The sequence below is a fragment of the Roseateles sp. L2-2 genome (genome assembly GCF_050613215.1).
Lineage (GTDB): Bacteria > Pseudomonadota > Gammaproteobacteria > Burkholderiales > Burkholderiaceae_C > Roseateles > Roseateles noduli.
The window spans coordinates 5,413,808-5,434,248 of sequence record NZ_CP192509.1 but is presented as its reverse complement, the minus strand read 5'-3'; the positions used below and the strand labels follow the sequence as shown (position 1 = coordinate 5,434,248).

The 20,441-nt window shown below is 70.6% G+C and carries 15 protein-coding genes; 6 read left to right on the top strand and 9 right to left on the bottom strand.

Features of this window, described 5'->3' with window-relative positions:
- Nucleotides 1–60: 60 nt before the first annotated feature.
- The 9 genes from ACQZ13_RS24265 to ACQZ13_RS24225 form a co-directional block, all read right to left on the bottom strand.
- On the bottom strand, nucleotides 61–621 hold the full coding sequence (locus ACQZ13_RS24265) for an HNH endonuclease (protein ID WP_431048438.1): 561 nt from the start codon (nucleotides 619–621) through the stop codon (nucleotides 61–63).
- A 201-nt stretch (nucleotides 622–822) separates the two neighbouring features.
- Nucleotides 823–1,557 (bottom strand): response regulator, encoded by a 735-nt coding sequence (locus ACQZ13_RS24260; protein WP_431048437.1) that lies wholly within the window; start codon nucleotides 1,555–1,557, stop codon nucleotides 823–825.
- Between the two features lie 61 nt (nucleotides 1,558–1,618).
- Entirely contained in the window at nucleotides 1,619–4,609 is a 2,991-nt protein-coding gene (locus ACQZ13_RS24255; RefSeq protein ID WP_431048436.1) for a response regulator, read from the bottom strand.
- On the bottom strand, nucleotides 4,606–5,790 hold the full coding sequence (cheB, locus tag ACQZ13_RS24250) for a chemotaxis-specific protein-glutamate methyltransferase CheB (RefSeq protein WP_431048435.1): 1,185 nt from the start codon (nucleotides 5,788–5,790) through the stop codon (nucleotides 4,606–4,608). Before cheB ends, ACQZ13_RS24255 begins: the two co-directional genes overlap by 4 nt.
- Nucleotides 5,787–7,931 (bottom strand): hybrid sensor histidine kinase/response regulator, encoded by a 2,145-nt coding sequence (locus tag ACQZ13_RS24245; protein ID WP_431048434.1) that lies wholly within the window; start codon nucleotides 7,929–7,931, stop codon nucleotides 5,787–5,789. Before ACQZ13_RS24245 ends, cheB begins: the two co-directional genes overlap by 4 nt.
- 55 nt (nucleotides 7,932–7,986) lie before the next feature.
- Entirely contained in the window at nucleotides 7,987–9,447 is a 1,461-nt protein-coding gene (locus ACQZ13_RS24240; RefSeq protein WP_431048433.1) for a CHASE3 domain-containing protein, read from the bottom strand.
- Nucleotides 9,448–9,463: 16 nt separating this feature from the next.
- Nucleotides 9,464–10,021, bottom strand: a complete 558-nt coding sequence (locus tag ACQZ13_RS24235; protein ID WP_431048432.1) for a chemotaxis protein CheW — start codon at nucleotides 10,019–10,021, stop codon at nucleotides 9,464–9,466.
- A complete protein-coding gene (locus tag ACQZ13_RS24230) occupies nucleotides 10,018–11,553 on the bottom strand; it encodes a CheR family methyltransferase (protein ID WP_431048431.1) in 1,536 nt (511 codons plus the stop codon). The genes ACQZ13_RS24235 and ACQZ13_RS24230 overlap by 4 nt, the downstream gene beginning before the upstream one ends.
- The gene (locus ACQZ13_RS24225; RefSeq protein ID WP_431048430.1) at nucleotides 11,550–12,140 is read right to left on the bottom strand and encodes a chemotaxis protein CheW; all 591 of its coding nucleotides are present in this window, start codon (nucleotides 12,138–12,140) and stop codon (nucleotides 11,550–11,552) included. The genes ACQZ13_RS24230 and ACQZ13_RS24225 overlap by 4 nt, the downstream gene beginning before the upstream one ends.
- A gap of 245 nt (nucleotides 12,141–12,385) precedes the next feature.
- Here ACQZ13_RS24225 and ACQZ13_RS24220 point away from each other — a divergent pair, with 245 nt between their 5' ends.
- From ACQZ13_RS24220 to ACQZ13_RS24195, 6 genes are all read left to right on the top strand, one after another.
- Nucleotides 12,386–13,156 carry a TetR/AcrR family transcriptional regulator gene (locus ACQZ13_RS24220; protein ID WP_431048429.1) on the top strand — a complete coding sequence of 257 codons (771 nt, stop codon included), beginning with the start codon at nucleotides 12,386–12,388 and terminating at the stop codon, nucleotides 13,154–13,156.
- Between the two features lie 66 nt (nucleotides 13,157–13,222).
- Nucleotides 13,223–15,013 (top strand): acyl-CoA dehydrogenase C-terminal domain-containing protein, encoded by a 1,791-nt coding sequence (locus ACQZ13_RS24215; protein ID WP_431048428.1) that lies wholly within the window; start codon nucleotides 13,223–13,225, stop codon nucleotides 15,011–15,013.
- Nucleotides 15,014–15,106: 93 nt separating this feature from the next.
- Nucleotides 15,107–15,580, top strand: a complete 474-nt coding sequence (locus ACQZ13_RS24210; protein ID WP_431048427.1) for a DUF2147 domain-containing protein — start codon at nucleotides 15,107–15,109, stop codon at nucleotides 15,578–15,580.
- Nucleotides 15,581–15,659: 79 nt separating this feature from the next.
- Nucleotides 15,660–18,056, top strand: coding sequence for a 3-hydroxyacyl-CoA dehydrogenase/enoyl-CoA hydratase family protein (locus tag ACQZ13_RS24205; protein ID WP_431048426.1), 2,397 nt, complete (start codon nucleotides 15,660–15,662; stop codon nucleotides 18,054–18,056).
- Nucleotides 18,057–18,082: 26 nt separating this feature from the next.
- Complete coding sequence (locus ACQZ13_RS24200; protein ID WP_088406167.1) at nucleotides 18,083–19,297, top strand: acetyl-CoA C-acyltransferase; 1,215 nt, start codon at nucleotides 18,083–18,085, stop codon at nucleotides 19,295–19,297.
- A 287-nt stretch (nucleotides 19,298–19,584) separates the two neighbouring features.
- Nucleotides 19,585–20,436: an alpha/beta hydrolase family protein gene (locus ACQZ13_RS24195; protein ID WP_431048425.1), complete on the top strand. Its 852-nt coding sequence runs from the start codon at nucleotides 19,585–19,587 to the stop codon at nucleotides 20,434–20,436.
- Nucleotides 20,437–20,441: the final 5 nt, after the last annotated feature.

The window sequence follows — 20,441 nt, the reverse complement described above, 5'->3', positions numbered from 1 at the left end:
TGCAGGTCCCCTGAGCGGCGCAATGGACTGCCGCAGTGCGTCACGGCGCGCCGCGGCGTCCTACGTGGGATACAGCCGCGACGACTTGGGCACGCTCGCCAGCAGGAACTCCATCTGGTCGGCCACGATGCGACGGCCGCGCAGGATCATGTCCTCGTGCAGGCTGGGCACGTAGGGCAGGTAGAGCAGCGCCATGTGCGCCTCTTCCGGCGTGCGGTTGCCCTTGCGGCCGTTGCAGGCGCGGCAGGCGGTGATGCAGTTCATCCACGTGTCCCGGCCGTTGCGCGACACCGGCTGGATGTGCTCCCGCGTCAGCAGGTCCGCATGCAGCACGTGCCCGCAGTACGCGCAGACATGGCGGTCCCGCGCGAAGAGCTTGAAGTTGGACAGCGCCGGCGCCTGGCGCCACGCGCGGCTCGGGACCGCGCCGCGGACCGCGACGATGGGGTGCAGTTCGATGCGCGATTGCAGGCCGGTCAGCCGCTGGTACCCGCCGCGCAGGACGTGGAAGGGCTCGCCCAGCGTCCACGCGATGGCGTCGCTGGCGTACAGCACCGCCGCTTCCTTCGACGAGATCCAGGCCTGCGGTCGGCCCGAGATGTCCAGTTGGAGAACGTCCACGGTCGTTGACCTCCTGCGACGGAGAGTAATCCAGTCGGAGGGGGCAACTCAAGTGCCCGACGGGCACGGTGGCGCCGCCGAGACGTTATTTCAGCTGTTCGCCGAACTTAGGCGCCCGATGCCAGAGGTTCAAGTCGGGAAATGACCAGGATGAGCTGACTCTTTCGGGTCAGCCCGCCCGGTCATGCGCTCGTCACCGGGTCAGGACGGCAGTTTCCCCAGCGCCCGGAGCTCCGCGACCGCGACCAGCCCGCCCGCGGAGAGCGCGTCGTCCGGCAGCCGGGCCTGTCCGAGCCGCGTGTCGGGGGCCAGGGCGTCCAGCCGCTCCCGCATCGACGGCGCGTCGTCGCTGTCGATCTGCACGACGCAGAGCTGCGCATCGCCCGGGGCGCCGCTCCAGCCGACCAGATCGCCGTGCTCGAGTCCGACGATCAGTTGCGCCGCCAGCGGCGGCAGCGAGGCCGCCGGCCCCGCGATCACGTGCACGACGACCTCCGAGCCGTCCCGCATCGCGAGCTTCACCGTCTGGTCGAGCCGTTCCCGCAGCGCAGCGGGGGAGAGCGGCTCCGGCGCGGGCACTTCGGGCTGGCCGGTGAGGTGACGCAGCATCACGTCGAGTTCCTCGGCCTTGTCGAAGAAGCCGTTCGCGCCCGCCGCCAGCACCGCCGCGCGGTACGCGTCGGTCTGGTGCGAGAGCACGTGCACCTGCCCCGCATAGCCCTGCTTGCGCAGCGCCTTGAGCACCGCCAGCCCCGAGCCGCCGTGCGCGAGCGACAGGTCCAGCAGCACGGCGTCCGGCCGCAGGTGGCCGATCAGCGTGAGGGCCGTGCTCTCGTCGGCGGCCTCGCCGACCACGCGCAGCCCGGGCACCGTGTCCAGCCGCTGCAGCAGCTGCCGGCGGATGGTCAGCGAGTCCTCGACGAGGACGATGGTCATGGGAATCGCGGTCGCTTGCATCGTGATGTCGTGTCTCCCTCGTCACACGGTCCGTTCGTGGTCATTCGTCCAGCGGATCGAGGTCGCCCCAGCTCGTGCGGCTGATCGCGCGCTTGACCTCGTCCATGAAGTGTCCCTGAGGATTCGCGGGCCCGCGGGCGCCAGGCGCGCCGGACGATCCTGCGGCGGGCTCCGCCGACACGCCGTCCACGGCCGGATCGCGCGTCGCGCGCTGCACGTGCCGGTTCAGCAGCTCGCGGTCGCGCGTCGTCAGCTGCGAGGCCGCCACGACGATCACCGGGATCGCCGCCGTCAGCGGATCGCGCTGCAGCGCCTCGACGACGCCGATGCCGTCGACCTCCGTCATCAGCAGGTCCAGCACGATCAGGTCGGGCACGTGGCGGCGCGCCAGCTCGATGCCTTCCTTGCCGCCGGTCGCTCGCAGCACCGAGAAGCCCGGTTGCGACAGGTGCGCGCTGAGCGACTGCAGATCCCCGGGCGCGTCGCTGATCGCCAGCACCAGGAACTTGCGCGTGGCCGTCGGCTTGAAGCCGAGCATCTCCAGCTCCTTGCTCAGCGCCTTGCGCGACACCGGCTTGTGCAGCACCGCCGACGCGCCCAGCGACAGCGCCACCTCCTGTCCCGCGTCCACCGACACGACCACCACCGGGATGTGCGCCCAGCCCGGCAGGTTCTTCAGGCGCGAGAGCAGCTCCCAGCCGTCCAGGCCGCCCGGCAGGTTGACCTCCAGCGTGATCAGGTCGGGCCGCAGCTGCGGCGCGAGTTCCAGCGCCGCCTCGGCCGACGCCACGTGGCGGACGCGGAAACCCGCCGCGTTCAGCTGCGTCTGCATCAGCGCGGCGGCCGGCTCGTGGTGTTCGATCACCAGGGCCAGCGGGCTCGCGCTGGGCTCGTCCGGCAGGATGACGTCGGGCACCGTCGGATCGCGCCAGGGCAGCCAGCAGGTGAAGCAGCTGCCCTTGTCCGGCGCGCTGCTCACCGCCACCGCGCCGCCGTGCAGCTGCACCAGGCGCGCCACCGTCGCCAGGCCCAGGCCGGTGCCCTCGACCTTGTGCGTCAGCACGTTGCGCACCTGGTTGAAGGGCTGGAACAGCTTGTCCAGACCTTCCGGCGGGATGCCGATGCCGTTGTCGGTGACGCTGATCTGGATGAACTCGCCGTACTCGCTGTCGGGCAGCTCCGAGCGGCGGCCGTCCGGGAAACCCGGCAGCGCCTCGCGGGCGCGGACCCGCGTCACGCGACGCGCCTCGAGCCGGATGTTGCCGCCCTTGGGCGTGAACTTGGCGGCGTTGGACAGCAGGTTGTAGATGATCTGCCGCAGCCGGCGGCGGTCGACGCACAGCCGCTGGCCGCCGCCCACGCCGAAGAAGTCCATCTGGATGCGGTTCAGCCGCGCGCGTTCCTGGACGATGGCCAGCGCGTCGCGCAGCAGCTCGTCGAGCTCCACCGGCTCGATGTCGAGGTCGACGCGGCCGGCCTCGATCTTGGCCATGTCCAGCAGGTCGTTGACCAGCGACAGCAGATGCTGCCCGGCGTTGTGGATGTGGTTGCAGAACTCGGACTGCCGGTCGCTGACGGGGCCCGCGGCGCCGTCGCGCATCAGCTGCGCGAAGCCGATCACCGCGTTCAGCGGCGTGCGCAGCTCGTGCGACATCGTCGACAGGAAGGCGGTCTTGGCGCTGCTGGCGCGGCTGAGTTCGGCGTTGAGCTGCTCCAGCGCGTCGTTGCGCTGCTGCAGCACGGCCAGCAGCTCCGCGCGGCTGTCGGCGAGGTCGCGCGCCGCGCGCGCTTCCGCGGCCTCCATCGCGCTGCTGTGCAGCTCGGCGTGGACGCGGCGGGCCTCGTCCTCGAACTGCTTGCGCCGCAGCTGCGCGCGCAGCCGCGCCTTGAGCAGCTCGACCTCGCCGTTGGCCTTGACGACGTAGTCGTCGGCGCCGGCCTCCAGGCCGGCCAGCATCGACGCGCGTCCCTCGAAGGCCGTCAGCAGCACCACCGGGATGTCGCGCAGCGCCGGCGCGGCCTTGATGCGCCGGCAGGTCTCCAGCCCGCCGATGCCCGGCATCTGCACGTCCAGCAGCACGGCGTCCACGGGCTGCACCGCGAGCAGCTCCAGCGCCAGCTCGCCGGTGCCCGCGGCGATCACGTCGTAGCCGTCGTCGCGCAGCGTCGCGCCGAGCTCCGCCAGCACGTTGGCGCTGTCGTCCACCAGCAGCAGCCGCTTGGGGCCCGACAGGCTCGCGCCCTGTTCCGGCAGGCTGGACTTGGCGCTGCGCAGCATCGCGGCGACGCGCGCCAGGATCAGGTCCACGTCGTCCTGCTTGCGCGCGAAGGCGTCCGCGCCGGCTTCGAGCGCGCGCAGTTCCGCCTCGGGACCTTCGTCCGCGGTCAGCAGCAGGCAGGGCGTGTGGCGCAGCGCCGGATCCAGCCGCAGCCGGCGGATCACCGCCGCGCCGTCGATGCCCGGCATGTGCTGGTCGACGATCACCGCGTTGGGCCGCAGCGCGGCGGCCTGGCGCAGGCCTTCCTCGCCGTGCGCGGCCATGTAGATGTCGTAGCCGTGCGGCTCCAGCGCGTCGCACAGCGCCTCGCGGAAGGTCTCGCTGTCGTCGATCAGCAGCACCGAGGCGACATGCGGCTCCGGCGTCAGCACGCGCGCCTGGCGCTGCCGCACCAGCTCGCGGGCGCGGTCGACGACGTAGCCCCGGTCGTAGGGCTTGCCGACGTATTCGTCCGCGCCGTGCGCGATGCCGCGCAGCCGGTCGCTGGCCTGCGAGGCGTTGGACAGGATCAGCACGACGCAGTCGGCGCCGCCCTGCGGCGTGGCGCGCAGCTCGGCCAGCCAGCTGCCGCCGTCGCCGTCGGGCAGCTGGTTGTCCAGCAGCACCAGCGCCGGCATGGACTCGGCCAGCGCGGCCCGGGCCTGCGCCAGCGTCGCGCATTCGACGCAGTCGAAGCCGGCGTCCTCGAGCGCTTCCCGCAGGTCCATGCGGACCGTCAGGCTGTCCTCGACGATCAGGGTTCTCTTGTTCATGTGTGGGCTCCTCCCCAGGCCATACCGCTCAAGCCCAACAGGGCGGGGCCGATGTCGGTCAACGTCAGCACCCGCTCGGCGGCGCCCAACTGGGCAGCCTCGCGCGGCATCCCGTAGACCATCGAACTGGCTTCATCCTGCGCCAGCGTCGCGCCGCCGGCCCGGCGGATCGCGAGCAGGCCCGCGGCCCCGTCGCGTCCCATGCCGGTCAGCAGCGCCGCCGCGACGCCCGGGCCGTTCTCCGCGGCCAAGGATTCGAACAGCTCGTCCACCGACGGCCGGCACGAATGCCGCGGCGGCGTGTGGACCAGCTCGATCTGTCCGCCGCGCACGATCATGTGCACGTCCGGCGGCGCGAGCACCACCTGGCCCGCGAGGTCGCGCAGCCGCTCGCCGCCGTGGGCGTAGCGCACGCGGTGCGGCGTCTGCGCGTCCAGCCATTCGGCGAAGCCTCGGCTGAACACGGCGTTGATGTGCATCACGATCAGCACCGGCAGCGGCGCCGGCGCGGGCAGCGCCTGCAGCACCTTCATCAGCGCGCCGGGACCGCCGGTGGACGCGCCCAGGGCCAGCACGGCGCGGCGCGGCGTCGGCGGCGGGGCCGGCGGCTTCGCGGCGGGTCGTCCGCCGATGCGCGCGCGCACGTGCGTGATGACGCGGATCCGCGCCACCAGCCGCAGCAGCGTCACGTAGCGCCGTTCCCATTCGCCTTCGGGCTGGCTGGCGTTGGGCTTCTCCAGCACCTCGACGGCGCCGGCGGCCAGCGCCTCGTAGGTGCGCAGCAGTTCGCCGCGGTTGGTCGACGAGGAGACGATCAGGATGGGCGTCGGGCAGTGGGCCATGATGGCCTCGGTCGCCTCCTGGCCGTTCATGCCGGGCAGCATCATGTCCATCGAGACGACGTCCGGCCGCAGCTGCTGGCACAGCGCCACGGCCGTCGCGCCGTCGTGGGCCTCGCCGACGACCTCGATGTCGCTCTGCGCGGCCAGCACCTCGCGGATGTGGGCCAGCACGGTGATCGAGTCCTCGACCACCAGCACGCGCAGCGTCTTCGTCGACGGCGGCGCGCTGCCGCCCAGGCCGCCGATGCCGCCGACACCGCCGACACCGCCGACACCGCCGACACCGCCGATACCGCCGCCTGCTCCTCCGCCCGCGCTGCCGCCGCCGATGCCGCTCATGCCGAGGCTCCCTGCGCCGGCGCGGCGATCGCGGCGGCCTGGGCCGCCTGGGCCGCGCCCGACGAGCGCGCGACCAGCCGCGCCACCTGCGCCAGGAACTCGTTCTGCGCGAACTCGCCCTTGACGATGTAGCCGTCCGCGCCGACGGCCTTGCCGCGGGCGAGGTCCTCGGGCGCGTTGCGCGAGGTCACCAGCACCGCCGGGATGTCGCGCAGCGCGGCGTCGGCACGGATGCGGGTCATGAATTCGAATCCGTCCATGCCGGGCATCTCCACGTCGCACAGGATCAGCGCGTAACGCTCGCGCTTGGCGGCTTCGAGGCCGTCCTCGGCGGAGGCGGCCATGTGCACGCGGTACCCCGCGGCTTCGAGGATGCTCTGTTCGAGCATGCGCGTGGTGAGCGAGTCGTCGATGACCAGGATGGTGCCGGTCCGGGCCGGCGCCGCCACCGGGCGGGGCCGGGACTGGCGCGCCGCGGCGATCAGGCCCTCGGGCGCGAGCACCGGCACGGGCTGCTGCGCCGCGTCCAGCGCCAGGCCGGAGATGAGCGGCGACGCGGGCAGCAGCGCCGGCGGCGGCCGCAGCACGACGCTGGTGACGCCGTCCAGCGAATCCACGCCCAGCACGGCGCGTTGACCGCCGGCGCGCAGCACCAGCGCCGAGCGCGGCGGCGGAGCCGCGACGCCGGGACGCAGCGCTTCGGCGAGCGAGAGATGAGGCAGCAGTTCGTCGCCGACGGCCACATGCGAGCCGTTCAACTCCGGGCGCTGGAGCACGCATTCGACCGCTTCGAGCGGGACCCAGGCCGACACGGTGCCGGCACACAGGCGGATGGCGCGCAGCGCGGCCAGCTGAAGTGGAACGCAAAGCTCGACGGTGGTGCCCTCTCCGCGCCGGCTGCGCAGCGAAAGCCGGCCGCCGAGACGGTCGGCCGTGTCGCGCACAAGGTCCATGCCGACGCCGCGGCCCGCCAGCGAGTCGACGCGACGCGCGGTGCTCAGGCCGCCGCGCAGCAGACGTTCGACGAGGGCCTCGTCGTCGAGATAGGCCGCGCCGGCGACGCCCTTGTCGATGGCGGTGCGTCGCACGGCGTCCAGGTCCAGTCCGGCGCCGTCGTCCGAGCAGCAGAACAGCACCTCGCGGCCGCGCCGCTCGATGCGCAGTTCGATGCGGCCCTGCGGCGGCTTGCCGGCGGCGACGCGATCGGCCGGCAATTCGATGCCATGCGCCACGGCGTTGCGCACCATCTGCACCAGCGCGGCGGAGATGGCATTGAGCAGCGCCGCCTCCAGCTTCACGTCGCCGCCGTGGCCGGTCAGCCGCGCCTGCTTGTCCTGGGAACGCGCCGCATCGCGCGTGGCGCGTTGCAGGGGGGCGAAGAGCTGGGACGCCGGGAGCAGGCGCAACTGCTCGGCGCTGTCGCGCAGGGAAACGAGTTCGCGGGCGAGCTGCCGCGCGCCGCGCTCGATCTGGTCTTCGATGCGCGCCAGCGGACCGGCGAGGATCTCCTGTTGACCCTGCAGCGCGCCGCGCAACTCGCGCAGCAGCATCCCGGCACGCTCCAGCGGCGCCAGGTGGCCCTGCGTGCGCGCGATGTCGGCGAGCAGACCGTCGAGCTCTTCAGGCACCAATTGAGGAATCGTCAGCATCGCGCCGACGGGATCGTCGACCGGCTCCGGCTCGGATGAGCCTGGTGCGGCTGTTGCGCCTGCTGCGTCGGGCGCGGCTGGTACGGCGAGTGTGGCGGGTGCCGGCAGGGTCGTGGCCTCGGTCTTCGGAATCGAAGCGGGAGGCGACGCCTTGTCCTTGGCGACGGGTGCGCCCGTCGCAGGCGCATCGAGCGCCGTGATCGACTCCTCCCCGGCGTCGAACAGCGCGAGCAGCGCGTCGAGTTCGGCGCGTCCGGGCGCCTCGCCGCTGTCGCGCAGCGGCGTCAGCAGGTCCTCGATCGCATGCGCCTGCGCCGCGATCGCGGGCAGACGCACGACGCTGGCCGCGCCCTTGAGCGTGTGGGCCAGCCGCAGCAGCCGCGCGGGCAGGTCCGGCGCGGGCGCCTGCTCGGCGGCAAGCACGGCCTCGCTCATCTGCCGGAGCAGATCGCGGGCTTCGACGCGGAAGAAGCGGTAGGGGTCCTTGGCCACGGCGCGGGTGTTTCTGTTCGGGGTCTGGGCTCGGAGGGCTTCGCGGGGCGGGCGATCAGGTCGGCTGCGCCTGCACCAGACGGAGCAGGTCGCGCGACATCTCCGCCAGCTCGGTCGCCGTCTGCGAGGTCTGGCCGGAGCTGGCCTCGGTCTCGCGCGATGCCTGCGCGGTGTTGGACAGCGCCACGTTGAGCTGCTCGACCGCGGTGGCCTGCTGCTTGGTGGAGAGCTCGATCTCGCGCGCCGCGTCGGTGGTCGTGACGACCTGGCCGGCGATCTTGGCGAAGCTCGCGGCGACGTCGTCGAACTGGCGCGCGCCGGCGTCGACGGCCTTGGAGCCGGTCTCCGTCGCCATCACCGTGGTGTTGACCGCGCCGCGCACGTCGTCGATCTGCAGCCGGATCTCCTTGGTCGACGCGGTCATGCGGTCGGCGAGCTTGCGGATCTCGTCCGCGACGACGCTGAAGCGCCGGCCGGCGTCGCCGGCGACGGTGGCCTCGATCGTGGCGTTGATCGCCAGGATGTTGGTCTGCTCGGCCAGTTCGCCGACCAGGTCCAGCACCACGCCGATCTGCTGCGACTTGCGGCCCAGGTCCAGCATGTGGTCGACGACGAGGTCGATCTGCCGCCGCATCGCCGCGATGCTCTCGCGCGCCGACTGCAGCGTGCCGTCGCCGCCGCGCGCCAGGCCGGCGGTCTGCTCCGCGATCACGACGACGCGCTGCGCGCTGTCGGCGATCTGGCGCGAGGTCGCGAGCAGTTCGGAGATGGTGGTGGAGATCTCGGTCATCGAGGTCGCCGTCTCGCGCGCGCCGGCCGCCTGCTGGTTCGCCGCGGCCTGCAGCTCGGCCGACGAGCGCTGCACGTGCTTCACGGCCGTGCCGACCTGGCCGCTCAGCGCGCGGCTCAGCGTCAGCGCCGCGATCAGCACCAGCAGCGCGCCCGCCACCGTGCCCCAGACGATGGCCGCCCGCACCGTGGTGGCGGTGGACTCGACGTCCCTCGCGCGCTCGCGCAGGACGTCGTTCTCCTCCTCCTCCATCTGGCCGGCGACCGCGCGCAGCTCGTCCATGCGACGCTTGCCTTCGCCCAGCGCGACCGTCTTCAAGGTGACTTCCAGGCCGCTGACCCGCCGCGATTCGATGCGCTCCTTGTGCAGCTGCATCAGGCCGTCGATCATGGTGGCCACCTGGCTGAACCGGGTCTGCTGCGCAGGGTTGTCGCGCAGCAGCGGCTTGAGCTCCGCCAAGGCGCGCGGCACGTTGGCGACCGCGCCGCGATAGGGCTCGAGGTAGGCCTCGTCGCCGGTCAGCAGGTAGCCGCGCTGCGCGGTCTCGGCGTCTTTCATCAGGCTCATCACCGCGCCGATGTGGCCCACCGCCGAGTGCGTGCGGCTGACCTGGTAGCTGGTCTGCGTCAGCACGTCCACGCCGCGGTAGGACAGGATCCCGATGAGCAGCAGCAGCGCGAAGGACAGCGCGAAGCCCACCGACAGCTTTCTTCCGAAGGTCCACATGGCACGGGTCTCCCTGTCATCGGCCGGCGGCGCCGGCGCTTGTTGTCATCGATGTCGATGTCGATGTGGTCGTCGCTGCCGTCGAGTTTGCGGTGACGGCCGCGATCAGTCCGTCGAGCTCGATCAGCGGGCGCAGCGCGCCCCCGCAGCGCACGGCCCAGCCGGTGCCGGCGGCGTCGTTCTGCTGCAGCCGGTCGCCGGCGGCGAGCCGCCATTGCCCGTCGAAGCCCTCGAAGGCCAGCGCCAGCGGCGCGGCGCGGGCGATGGCCCACCAGCGCACGTCGCCCGCGTGGCCGCGACCGATCAGCGCCTGCAGGTCGTACAGCGGCAAGACCTGGCCCTGGTGACCGGCGAGTCCGAGCAGCCCGGGGGCGGCGGCGGGATAGGGGGCGGCGGGCATGGCGGGTGTGAGTCCGGCCAGGTCGGCCAAGTTCAGGGCGAACGGGGCCCCGGCAATCCGTATGCCCAGCACGTCGAGCACCGCCTCGTCGTCGGCGTGGCGGCGGGGTTCGCCGAAGGAGCGGTCGAAGGCCTCACGCCATTCGGCGAGCAGCTCGCGGGACGCTTGCGTCATGCGCGGGTCTCCTGCATCTCGTCGCGGCACAGGCGCCGCAGGTCGTCGCGGTCGAAGCCGCCGCCGAAACGGCGCAGGCGTCCGGTCGATTCGTCGTCCAGCAACTCCAGCGCACGGCGCAGCTCGCGGCGCGCGGCGATGATCTCGCCCCGGCGTCGCGCGAGCAGGCCCAGCCGAAGGTGCGGCAGCGCGAAGGAGGCGTCCTTCGCGGCCGCGCGCTGGTGGTGCCATTCGGCGGCGGGCAACTGGCCGCGTTCCTCCATCGCCAGCCCGTGCAGGAACAGGCCCTCGGCCTGCAGCGCGGCCGGTGTGCCGGGCGTGATCAGCCGCGCGCAGAGGCGCAGGCCGTCCTCCACCTGACCGGCCTCGATCAGATGCAGGGCCTCGTCGAGCAGGGTCTGGTCGGCGTCGCTGTCCGTTCCGGCGGAGACCCGGGACGCCTCCACGTCGTCCGTGCCGGACCCCCGGGCGGAAGAGGCTTCGCCCGGCGGGATGAGGCCGGCGTCGGCATCACGTCCAGCGGCGCGGGCGCTGGCACCGGCGTCCGGCTCGGTGGCCGTGGCGGCTGCTGCAGACCATGACAAGGGCCAGGCGCGGGCGTTCTCGGGCGCCTCGCGCCGGTAGAAGAAGCAGCCGTGCGCCTGCCGCAGCACCAGACCGGCTTCCTGCGCCACGTCCTTGCCGCGCAGGGTTTCCGCGTGACCGAGGAAGAGCGCGCCGCCCGGCGCCAGCGCGCCGGTGAGATTGCGGATCGCCTGGCGGAGCGCCTGGGGCTCGAAGTAGATCAGCACGTTGCGGCAGAAGATGATGTCGAAACTGCCGGGCGCCCAGAACATCGCGTCGGGTTGACCGAGATGGCGCTGCGCAAAGCGCACGTGCTCGCGGATCGCCGGCAGCGGCGTCCACACGCCGGGCTCGACGCGGTGGAACCAGAAGTCCCGCTGATCCTGCGGCGTCGCGCGCAGGCTCCATTCGCCGTAGCGGGCCGCCGCGGCGCGTGCCAGCGCGGCCGGGTTCAGGTCCACCGCCAGCACGCCCCAGTCGATGCCCTGCGCCTGCAGACCGGCGCGGTGCAGCGTGATCGCGAGGGTGTAGGCCTCCTCGCCGCTGGCGCAGCCGGCGGAGAGCGCCCGCAGCCGCCGTCCGGGGCCGCCGAGCTGTCCGCCGTTCTGCCCGCCGACCTGTGCGGTGGCGCTTCCCGACGCGGCGTGCGCGTCGCCCGACAGGCTGCGCACCATGGCCGGCAGCAGGTCGAAACGCAGCGCGTCGAACTGCTCCGCATGCCGGAAGAAGAAGGTTTCGCCGACGGTCAGTTCCGCCGCCAGCGCGTCGAGCCGGGCGCGCGTGGGCGCCAGCTCCATCTGGTCGAGGAAGCGCTCTGGGCTGACCGGCCCCGCGACGCGCATGAGCGCCGCGGCGAGCCGGTCATCCTGTCGTTCGTCGAAGTGAAGCCCGAGCCGGGCGGCGAGCAGCACGCGCAGCCGCGGCAGCAACGCGGAGAAGTCGATCGCGGCCAGCGCGGCGCGCGTCATGGGCCCGCCTCTGCGCGAGGCGGCGAACCCGTGTCGCCGGCCGGACCGGTGACGTTGTGCAGCGAGGCCAGCGAGTCCGCCGGCAGCAGCCGGGCCTGGTCGAGGACGGCGATCAGGTCGTCGTCGCGCTCGGCCAGCGCGGCGATGGCGCCGTGTTCGCGATCCCGCAGCAGCGGGGGCAGTGCGCGGACGCCGTCGGCGGGGAGGGCTTGCAGGCCGAGCACCTCGGTCACGGCCAGCGCGACGCGGCGTTCGCCGGCGCGCACGACCACATAGCGGCGCGCCTGGCTGGCGCCCGCGAGGGGGGCCAGGCCGAGCAGCCCGGTCAGGTCGACGACCGGCACCCAGTCGCCGCGGATGCGCGCCAGACCCGGCACATGGACGACCGGCGACGCCAGCGGTCGCAGGGGCTGCGGGCGCAGGGTCTCCTCGACGGCGTCCAGGGGCAGGCCGCACAGCCGGGACTGCACCCGGCACACCAGCACCCGGAGGACGCCCATCGCGCCAGCCGCGCCGACCGTTCCAGCCGTTCCAGCCGCGCCGCTCGTGCCATTCACGCCCATCGCGCCATTCGATGGCTTGTGCATTCTTCTGGCTCCCTGTTTGTGCCAGTCTATGCCGGCATCCGGCGGGCCCGCATCGCCCAAGGTCACTCGGGCGCCCGCGTCCCGCGGGTGACCCAGCGTCGCAGAGAAGTCGGCACTCACGGGTGCGGGTAAACCCGGGGAAGTTTTTTAGTCGGTCATCACTAAAAAGGGGTGGTCAAGGATTGCGTTTCCGGCCCGGAACTGCTCAAAATAGAACGATCGTTCGTTTTATTATTCCGGGCACCGTGTCCACCTCCTCCTTCACCTCCGCCAAGCCTGCGGGCGCCAAGCCGATCGCCTCGTCGCGCAGCGGCTCGCGCTCGCTGCACAAGGGCGCCCAGACCCGAGCCGCGATCCTCGACGCGGCGCTGGGTCTGGCCTCGCACATGGGGCTGGAGGGGCTGTCCATCGGCGCGCTCGCCGATGTGACCAAGATGAGCAAGTCCGGCGTGTTCGCCCATTTCGGCTCGCGCGAGGAACTGCAGATCGCCGTGGTGCGCGAGTACCACGCCAAGTTCGAAGAAGAAGTCTTCTACACCGCGATCCGCCAGCCGCGCGGCCTGCCGCGCCTGCGCGCGCTGTTCGAGCGCTGGGTGCATCGCACCTCGGTCGAGGTCGACTCGGGCTGCATCTACATCAGCGGCGCGGTCGAATTCGACGACCGGCCCGGTCCGGTGCGCGACGCGCTGGTCGGCATGGTGCGCGACTGGCACGCCGCCATCCGCAAGGCCATCCTGCTGGCGCAGGAAGTCGGCCACCTGGCGCCGGACGCCGATCCGGACCAGGTGCTCTTCGAGATGCACGGCCTGATCCTCTCGCTGCATCACGATGCGCGTTTCCTGCGCAGCGACGGCGCGCTGGCCCGGGCCCGCACGGGCCTGGAGCGCATCCTCGGCAGCTTCGCCACGCCGGCCGGCCGCAAGGCCGACGCCGAGACGCGGCAGACCCTTCCTCATCCCGCCACCGCCGCTGCTGCCGTCGCAGGAACTCCGGTTCCCGGCCGCAAGCGCGCCTGAGCGGGGCGGGACACTTCCGATCGCCTTCCGATCCTTTTCATAGAACCATTCCTCAGGAGAGCCCCCATGCCCCAGTACAACCCGCCCCTGCGCGACATGCAGTTCGTGCTGCACGAGCTGCTGCACGCGGTCGACGAGCTGAAGCTGCTGCCCGCGCATGCCGAGATCGACGAGGACACCATCAACGCGGTGCTGGAAGAGGGCGGCAAGTTCGCCTCGGAAGTCCTGACCCCGATCAACCTGTCGGGCGACCAGGAAGGCTGCACGCTGGACAAGACCACGCACGAGGTCAAGGCGCCCAAGGGCTTCAAGGAAGCCTACGCGCAGTACGTTGAGGGCGGCTGGCCCGCGCTGTCGTGCGATCCTGAATACGGCGGCCAGGGCCTGCCGGTCCTGCTCAACCAGTTCATGTACGAGATGATGAACTCGGCCAACCAGGCCTGGACGATGTACCCCGGCCTGAGCCACGGCGCGTATGAGGCGCTGCACGCGCACGGCACGCCGGAGCAGAAGGCCACCTACCTGCCCAAGCTGACCTCGGGCGTGTGGACCGGCACCATGTGCCTGACCGAACCGCATTGCGGCACCGACCTGGGCCTGCTGCGCGCCAAGGCCGAACCGCAGGCCGACGGCAGCTACAAGATCACCGGCCAGAAGATCTTCATCTCCGCCGGCGAGCACGACCTGGCCGAGAACATCATCCACCTGGTGCTGGCGCGCCTGCCGGACGCGCCGCAAGGCTCCAAGGGCATCTCGCTGTTCGTCGTGCCCAAGTTCAACGTCAAGGCCGACGGCTCGCTGGGCGAGCGCAATCCGGTCTACTGCGGCGGCCTGGAACACAAGATGGGCATCCACGGCAACGCCACCGCGCAGATCGTGCTGGACGGCGCCGTCGGCACGCTGGTCGGCCAGCCGCACAAGGGCCTGCAGGCGATGTTCGTGATGATGAACGCCGCCCGCCTGGGCGTGGGCAACCAGTCGCTGGGCCTGACCGAAGTCGCGTACCAGAACGCCGTCGTCTACGCCAAGGACCGCATCCAGATGCGCGCCCTGTCGGGTCCGAAGTCGCCGGACAAGCCGGCCGATCCCATCATCGTGCACCCCGACGTCCGCAAGATGCTGCTGACCGCGCGCGCCTACGCCGAAGGCGGCCGCGCCCTGTCGGCCTACACCGCGCTGCAGCTGGACAAGGCGCTGGCCAGCGACGACGCCGACGAGGCCAAGGCCTGCGAGGACGAAGTCGCCCTGCTGACGCCCATCATCAAGGCCTTCATCTCGGACAACGCCTGGATCGCCACCTCGCACTGCATGCAGGTCTTCGGCGGCCACGGCTACATCCACGAGTGGGGCATGGAGCAGTTCGTGCGCGACTCGCGCATCAACATGACCTACGAAGGCACGAACACCGTGCAGTCGCTGGACCTGCTGGGCCGCAAGATCCTGGGCAACAACGGCGCGACGCTGAAGAAGTTCGGCAAGAAGATCGCCGAGTTCGTCGAGGAAGAGGGCACCAGCGAAGCGATGCAGGAGTTCATCAACCCGCTGGCCGACATCGGCGACAAGGTCACCAAGCTGACCACCGAGATCGGCATGAAGGCCTTCCAGAACCCCGACGAAGTCGGCGCCGCCGCGGTGGACTACCTGCGCGTCGTCGGTCACCTGTGCTTCGCCTACATGTGGGCGCGCATGGCCAAGCTGGCGCTGGAGAAGAAGGACTCGGGCGATCCGTTCTACACCGCCAAGCTTGCGACCGCGCGCTTCTACTTCGCCAAGCTGCTGCCCGAGACCGCGAGCCTGATCCGCACCGCGCGCGCCGGTCTGAACCCGCTGATGGAAATGGACGAGGCGCTGTTCTGAAGACAGCGTCACGGGCGCCCCCTCGAGCGGGGCGCCCGCGTTCACCGGCAGACGTCGCCACCCGCATTCCATAAAAAACCGGAGAGAGACACGATGAAACCGCTGTTCGCCACCGCCGTCGCCCTGGGCCTCGGCATGTCCGCCAATCTCGCGCTCGCGCAGGCCTCGGCGCCCGCCGCGACGGTCACCACCCCCGTGGGCGTCTGGAAGACCATCGACGACGACACCAAGCAGGAGCGTTCGACGGTCCGCATCAGCGAGGTCAACGGCGTGCTCACCGGCAAGATCGAGAAGATCACCGACGCCAGCAAGCAGGACGCCAAGTGCGACGAATGCAGCGACGAGCGCAAGGGTCAGCCCATCCTCGGCCTGACCATCCTGCGCGGCGTCAAGAAGAACACCGGCGACGCCGCGCTCTGGGACGGCGGCGACATCCTCGACCCGGGCAACGGCAAGGTCTATCGCGTCCGCTTGCGTCCGGTCGACGGAGGCAAGAAGCTGGAGGTCCGCGGTTTCATCGGCATGCCGATGCTGGGCCGCACGCAGACCTGGATCCGCGTCGAATAAAGCCATCGATGGACGCGCCGACATGAGCGCGCCGTACAAACCACATTCCTACATCCTCGGGATGTTCATCGGAGAAACCATGAGTCGATTCCAAGTTCGCAAGGTCGCCGTGCTCGGCGCCGGCGTGATGGGCGCGCAGATCGCCGCCCATCTGGTCAACGTGAAGGTGCCGGTCGTCCTGTTCGACCTGCCCGCGAAGGAAGGCCCGAAGAACGGCATCGTGACCAAGGCGGTCGAAGGCCTGAAGAAGCTCAAGCCGGCGCCGCTGGGCGTGGCCGAGAACGCCGCGCTGATCCAGCAGGCCAACTACGAAGAGCACCTCGAGCTGCTCAAGGACTGCGACCTGATCATCGAGGCCATCGCCGAGCGCATGGACTGGAAGCTGGACCTGTACACCAAGATCGCGCCGTTCGTCGCGCCGCACGCAATCGTGGCGTCCAACACCTCGGGCCTGTCGATCACCAAGCTGTCGGAAGTCCTGCCGGAATCCATCAAGCCGCGCTTCTGCGGCATCCACTTCTTCAACCCGCCGCGGTACATGTACCTCGTCGAGCTGATCAACACGCCGACCACCAATCCTGAAGTCATCGATCAGCTGGAAAGCTTCGTGACCTCGGCCGTGGGCAAGGGCGTCGTGCGCGCCAACGACACGCCCAACTTCGTCGCCAACCGCGTCGGCATCGCCGGCATGATGGCCACGATGATCGAGGCCGAGAAGTTCGGCCTGTCCGTCGACGTCGTCGACGACCTGACCGGCAAGAAGCTGGGTCGCGCCTCCTCGGGCACCTTCCGCACCGCGGACGTGGTGGGCCTGGACACGATGGCGCACGTCGTCAAGACGATGCAGGACAACCTGAAGGACGACCCCTTCTACTCGACCTACGCCACGCCCAAGGTGCTGGCGGGCCTGATCGAGAAGGGCGCGCTGGGCCAGAAGGCCGGTGCGGGCTTCTACAAGAAGGTCGGCAAGGACATCCAGCGCCTGGACTTCGCCACCGGCGAGTACGTCGCCGGCGGCGGCAAGGCCGAGGAGATCGTCGCACGCATGCTGAAGAAGCCGGCCGCCGACCGCATCAAGCTGCTGCGCGAATCGAGCAACCCGCAGGCGCAGTTCCTGTGGTCCATCCTGCGCGACTCCTTCCAGTACGTGGCCGTGCATCTGGACACCGTCGCCGACACCGCGCGCGAGATCGACTTCGCCATGCGCTGGGGCTTCGGCTCGCAGCAGGGCCCGTTCGAGCTGTGGCAAGCCGCCGGCTGGAAGCAGGTCGCGGAGTGGGTCAAGGCCGACATCGACGCCGGCAAGACGCTGTCGAGCGCGCCGCTGCCCGCCTGGGTCTTCGAAGGCCCGGTCGCCGAGAACGGCGGCGTGCACTCGAAGGACGGCTCGTGGAGCGCCGCCGAAGGCAAGTTCAAGCCGCGCGCCAAGCTGCCGGTCTATGAGCGCCAGGCCTTCCCCGAGTCGCTGGTCGGCGAAGGCGCCGTCGAGCCGCTCAAGGCCGGCACCGAAGAGTTCAAGAACGAGGAAGTCCGCGTCTGGTCGCTGGACGGCGAAGTCCTGATCGCCTCGATCCACTGCAAGCTGCACCTCATCAGCCCGACCGTGACCGAAGGCCTGCTCAAGGCCGTCGAGATCGCCGAGGCCAAGTACAAGGGCCTGGTCATCTGGTCGCCGGACGACGTGTTCTCCGCCGGCGCCAACCTCGAGGCGCTGATGCCCGTCTTCATGAGCAAGGGTGCCAAGGGCATCGCGCCGGAAGAGAAGAAGCTGCAGGACATGATGCTGCGCGTGCGTTACGCCAACGTCCCGGTCGTCGCCGCGATGCGCGGCCTGGCGCTGGGCGGCGGCTGCGAACTGGCGGTGCATTGCGCCCGCCGCGTCGCGCACATGGAGTCCTATGTCGGCCTGGTGGAAGTGGGCGTCGGCCTGATCCCGGGCGGCGGCGGCCTGACCTACATCGCGCGTCGCGCGGCGGAGATGGCCTCGGCCGGCAACGCCAACGCGGACATCTTCGCCTTCCTCAAGGACGGCTTCACCAACGCCGCGATGGCCAAGGTGGCGACCTCCGCGCTGGAAGCGCAGAAGCTGGGCTACCTGCTCGACAGCGACATCATCGTCCCCAACAAGGACGAGCTGCTGTACGTCGCCACGGCCCAGGCCAAGGCGATGGCCGACTCCGGCTACCGCGCCCCGCTCAAGGCCAAGTTCCCGGTCGCGGGCCGTTCCGGCATCGCCACGGTGAAGGCCCAGCTGGCCAACATGCGTGACGGCGGCTTCATCAGCGCGCACGACTTCCACCTGGCCTCGCTGATCGCCGACGTCGTCTGCGGCGGCGAAGTCGAAGCCGGCTCGCTGGTGACCGAGGAATACCTGATGTCGCTGGAGCGCAAGCACTTCTGCAGCCTGCTCGAGCACCCCAAGACCCAGGAACGCATCATGGGCATGCTGCAAACCGGCAAGCCGGTCCGCAACTGATCCGAGCGGCACACAAGGAATCCATCATGAGCAAGCAAGTTCAAGACGCCTACATCTGCGCCGCCACCCGTCTGCCCATCGGCAAGTCGGGCCGGGGCTACTTCAAGAACACCCGTCCGGACGAGATGCTGTCGCGCGTCATCCAGGCCGCCATGGCCCAGGTGCCGGGCCTGGACCCGTCGGTGATCGAGGACGCCATCATCGGCTGCTCCTTCCCCGAAGGCGAGCAGGGCATGAACATCGCCCGCGTCGCGGCCGTGTTGTCGGGCCTGCCGAACACGGTCGGCGGCGTGACGGTCAACCGCTACTGCGCCTCGGGCATCACCGCCCTGGCGATGGCCGCGGACCGCATCCGCGTCGGCGAATCCGAAGTGATGATCGCCGGCGGCGTCGAATCGATGTCCATGGTTCCGATGGGCGGCAACAAGCCCTCGTTCCCGCCTGCGATCTTCGAGCGCGACGAGAACATCGGCCTGGCCTACGGCATGGGTCTGACGGCCGAGAAGGTCGCGGACAAGTGGAAGGTCTCGCGCCAGGCGCAGGACGAGTTCTCGCTGGAATCGCATCGCCGCGCGCTGGCCGCGATCGAAGGCGGCTTCTTCAAGGACGAGATCACCCCGTTCGAACTGAAGGACCGTCAGCCCGACCTGAACGGCGACGGCGTCATCGTCAAGAGCCGCATCGTCGACACCGACGAAGGTCCGCGCAAGGACACGTCGATGGAAGGTCTGGCCAAGCTCAAGCCGGTGTTCGCCGCCAAGGGCAGCGTCACCGCCGGCAACAGCTCGCAGACCTCCGACGGCGCGGGCGCGCTGATCGTGGCCTCTGAAGCTGCGGTCAAGCGTTTCGGCCTGACCCCGCTGGCGCGCTTCGTGTCCTTCGCCGTGCGCGGCGTGCCGCCCGAGATCATGGGCATCGGCCCGATCGAGGCGATTCCGGCGGCGCTCAAGCTGGCTGGCATCAAGGCCGAGGATCTGGGCTGGATCGAGTTGAACGAAGCGTTTGCCGCGCAATCGCTGGCTGTGCTGAACGATCTGGACAGCAAGGGCATCGTGCTGGACCGTTCCAAGGTGAACCCCAACGGCGGCGCGATCGCGCTGGGTCACCCGCTGGGCGCGACGGGCGCGATCCGCGCGGCGTCGGTCATCCATGGCCTGCGTCGTACCGGCGGAAAGTACGGCATGGTCACCATGTGCGTCGGCGCTGGCCAGGGCGCGGCCGGCATCATCGAGCGTCTGTAAACGCCGCAGCCGGCGTACTTCGCCGGCTGCTGGCCCTCACCCCCGCCCTCTCCCGCAAGCGGGAGAGGGAGTGAGAATGCACCGAGCCATTCGGAGCAGGAGCACTGGGGTGGCTCCCTCTCCCGCTTGAGGGAGAGGGCAGGGGTGAGGGGCGCACGCAGCGCGCGGGCTCGCCGCAGTCATGAGGCCTCTTACTCCCTCTCCCGCTTGCGGGAGAGGGTAGGGGTGAGGGCCAGCGGCGGTGGAAGTACGGAGACCCTCTCGAATAGCTTGCCGGGGAGATCGCGATGATCAGTTTCCGAGCGGAGGATGGCTTCGAGCTTCGAGGCCATTTGTACGGCGACGCGGCGACCGCGAAGGCGGGATTGCTGATCGCTCCGGCGATGGGTGTGGAGCAGCGTTACTACGCCGCCTTCGCGCGCTGGATGGCGCAGCAGGGCTGGCTGGTGCTGAGCTTCGATTACCGGGGCATGGGCGCCTCGCGTCCGGACGCGATGAAGCGCTCCTTGCGAGGGCTTGAAGCCGACATCCACACCTGGGCCGAGCGCGACGCCGCCGCTGCGTTGTCGCACCTCGACCGCCTGCTCGGCGACCGTCGCGAGATCCACTGGCTGGGTCACAGTTTGGGCGGCCAGATCCTCGGCATGCTCCCCAACCGATCGCGCGTCTCTCGTGCCGTGACGGTGGGTTGCGGCAGCGGCTACTGGCGCGAGAACTCCATCGGTCTGCGCCGCTACGTCTGGTGGCTCTGGTACGTCGTGGTCCCGCTGGCGCTGCCGGCTTTCGGTTACTTCCCGGGCCGCAAGCTGCGCAAGGTCGGCGACCTGCCGCGCGGCGTGATGGCGCAGTGGCGCCGCTGGTGCCTGGATCGCGAGTACATGATGGGCGAGGGCGGCGACGCCTTGCGCGCGCAGTACGCGTCGCTGTCGATGCCCATGCTCTCGCTGGCATTCACCGACGACGAGTTCATGTCCCGTCGCAACACTGAATCCTTGCACGGCTTCTACGCCGGCGCCCATCCCGAGATGCGCCGCATCGCCCCCAAGGACATCGGCGAGCGTCGCATCGGCCATTTCGGGTTCTTCCGCGATCGCTTCGAGCGCAGCCTCTGGCCGCAGGTCAGCGCGTGGCTGGCATGATCGCG

What these genes read in the sequence shown, in the direction of transcription:
- ACQZ13_RS24195 (WP_431048425.1), top strand. Translation starts at nt 19,585, where the DNA reads ATGATCAGTTTCCGAGCGGAGGATGGCTTCGAGCTTCGAGGCCATTTG.
- ACQZ13_RS24230 (WP_431048431.1), bottom strand. Translation starts at nt 11,553, where the DNA reads ATGACGCGCGCCGCGCTGGCCGCGATCGACTTCTCCGCGTTGCTGCCG.
- ACQZ13_RS24260 (WP_431048437.1), bottom strand. Translation starts at nt 1,557, where the DNA reads ATGACCATCGTCCTCGTCGAGGACTCGCTGACCATCCGCCGGCAGCTG.
- ACQZ13_RS24205 (WP_431048426.1), top strand. Translation starts at nt 15,660, where the DNA reads ATGAGTCGATTCCAAGTTCGCAAGGTCGCCGTGCTCGGCGCCGGCGTG.
- ACQZ13_RS24240 (WP_431048433.1), bottom strand. Translation starts at nt 9,447, where the DNA reads ATGTGGACCTTCGGAAGAAAGCTGTCGGTGGGCTTCGCGCTGTCCTTC.
- cheB (WP_431048435.1), bottom strand. Translation starts at nt 5,790, where the DNA reads ATGAGCGGCATCGGCGGCGGCAGCGCGGGCGGAGGAGCAGGCGGCGGT.
- ACQZ13_RS24215 (WP_431048428.1), top strand. Translation starts at nt 13,223, where the DNA reads ATGCCCCAGTACAACCCGCCCCTGCGCGACATGCAGTTCGTGCTGCAC.
- ACQZ13_RS24255 (WP_431048436.1), bottom strand. Translation starts at nt 4,609, where the DNA reads ATGAACAAGAGAACCCTGATCGTCGAGGACAGCCTGACGGTCCGCATG.
- ACQZ13_RS24200 (WP_088406167.1), top strand. Translation starts at nt 18,083, where the DNA reads ATGAGCAAGCAAGTTCAAGACGCCTACATCTGCGCCGCCACCCGTCTG.
- ACQZ13_RS24225 (WP_431048430.1), bottom strand. Translation starts at nt 12,140, where the DNA reads ATGCACAAGCCATCGAATGGCGCGATGGGCGTGAATGGCACGAGCGGC.
- ACQZ13_RS24210 (WP_431048427.1), top strand. Translation starts at nt 15,107, where the DNA reads ATGAAACCGCTGTTCGCCACCGCCGTCGCCCTGGGCCTCGGCATGTCC.
- ACQZ13_RS24235 (WP_431048432.1), bottom strand. Translation starts at nt 10,021, where the DNA reads ATGACGCAAGCGTCCCGCGAGCTGCTCGCCGAATGGCGTGAGGCCTTC.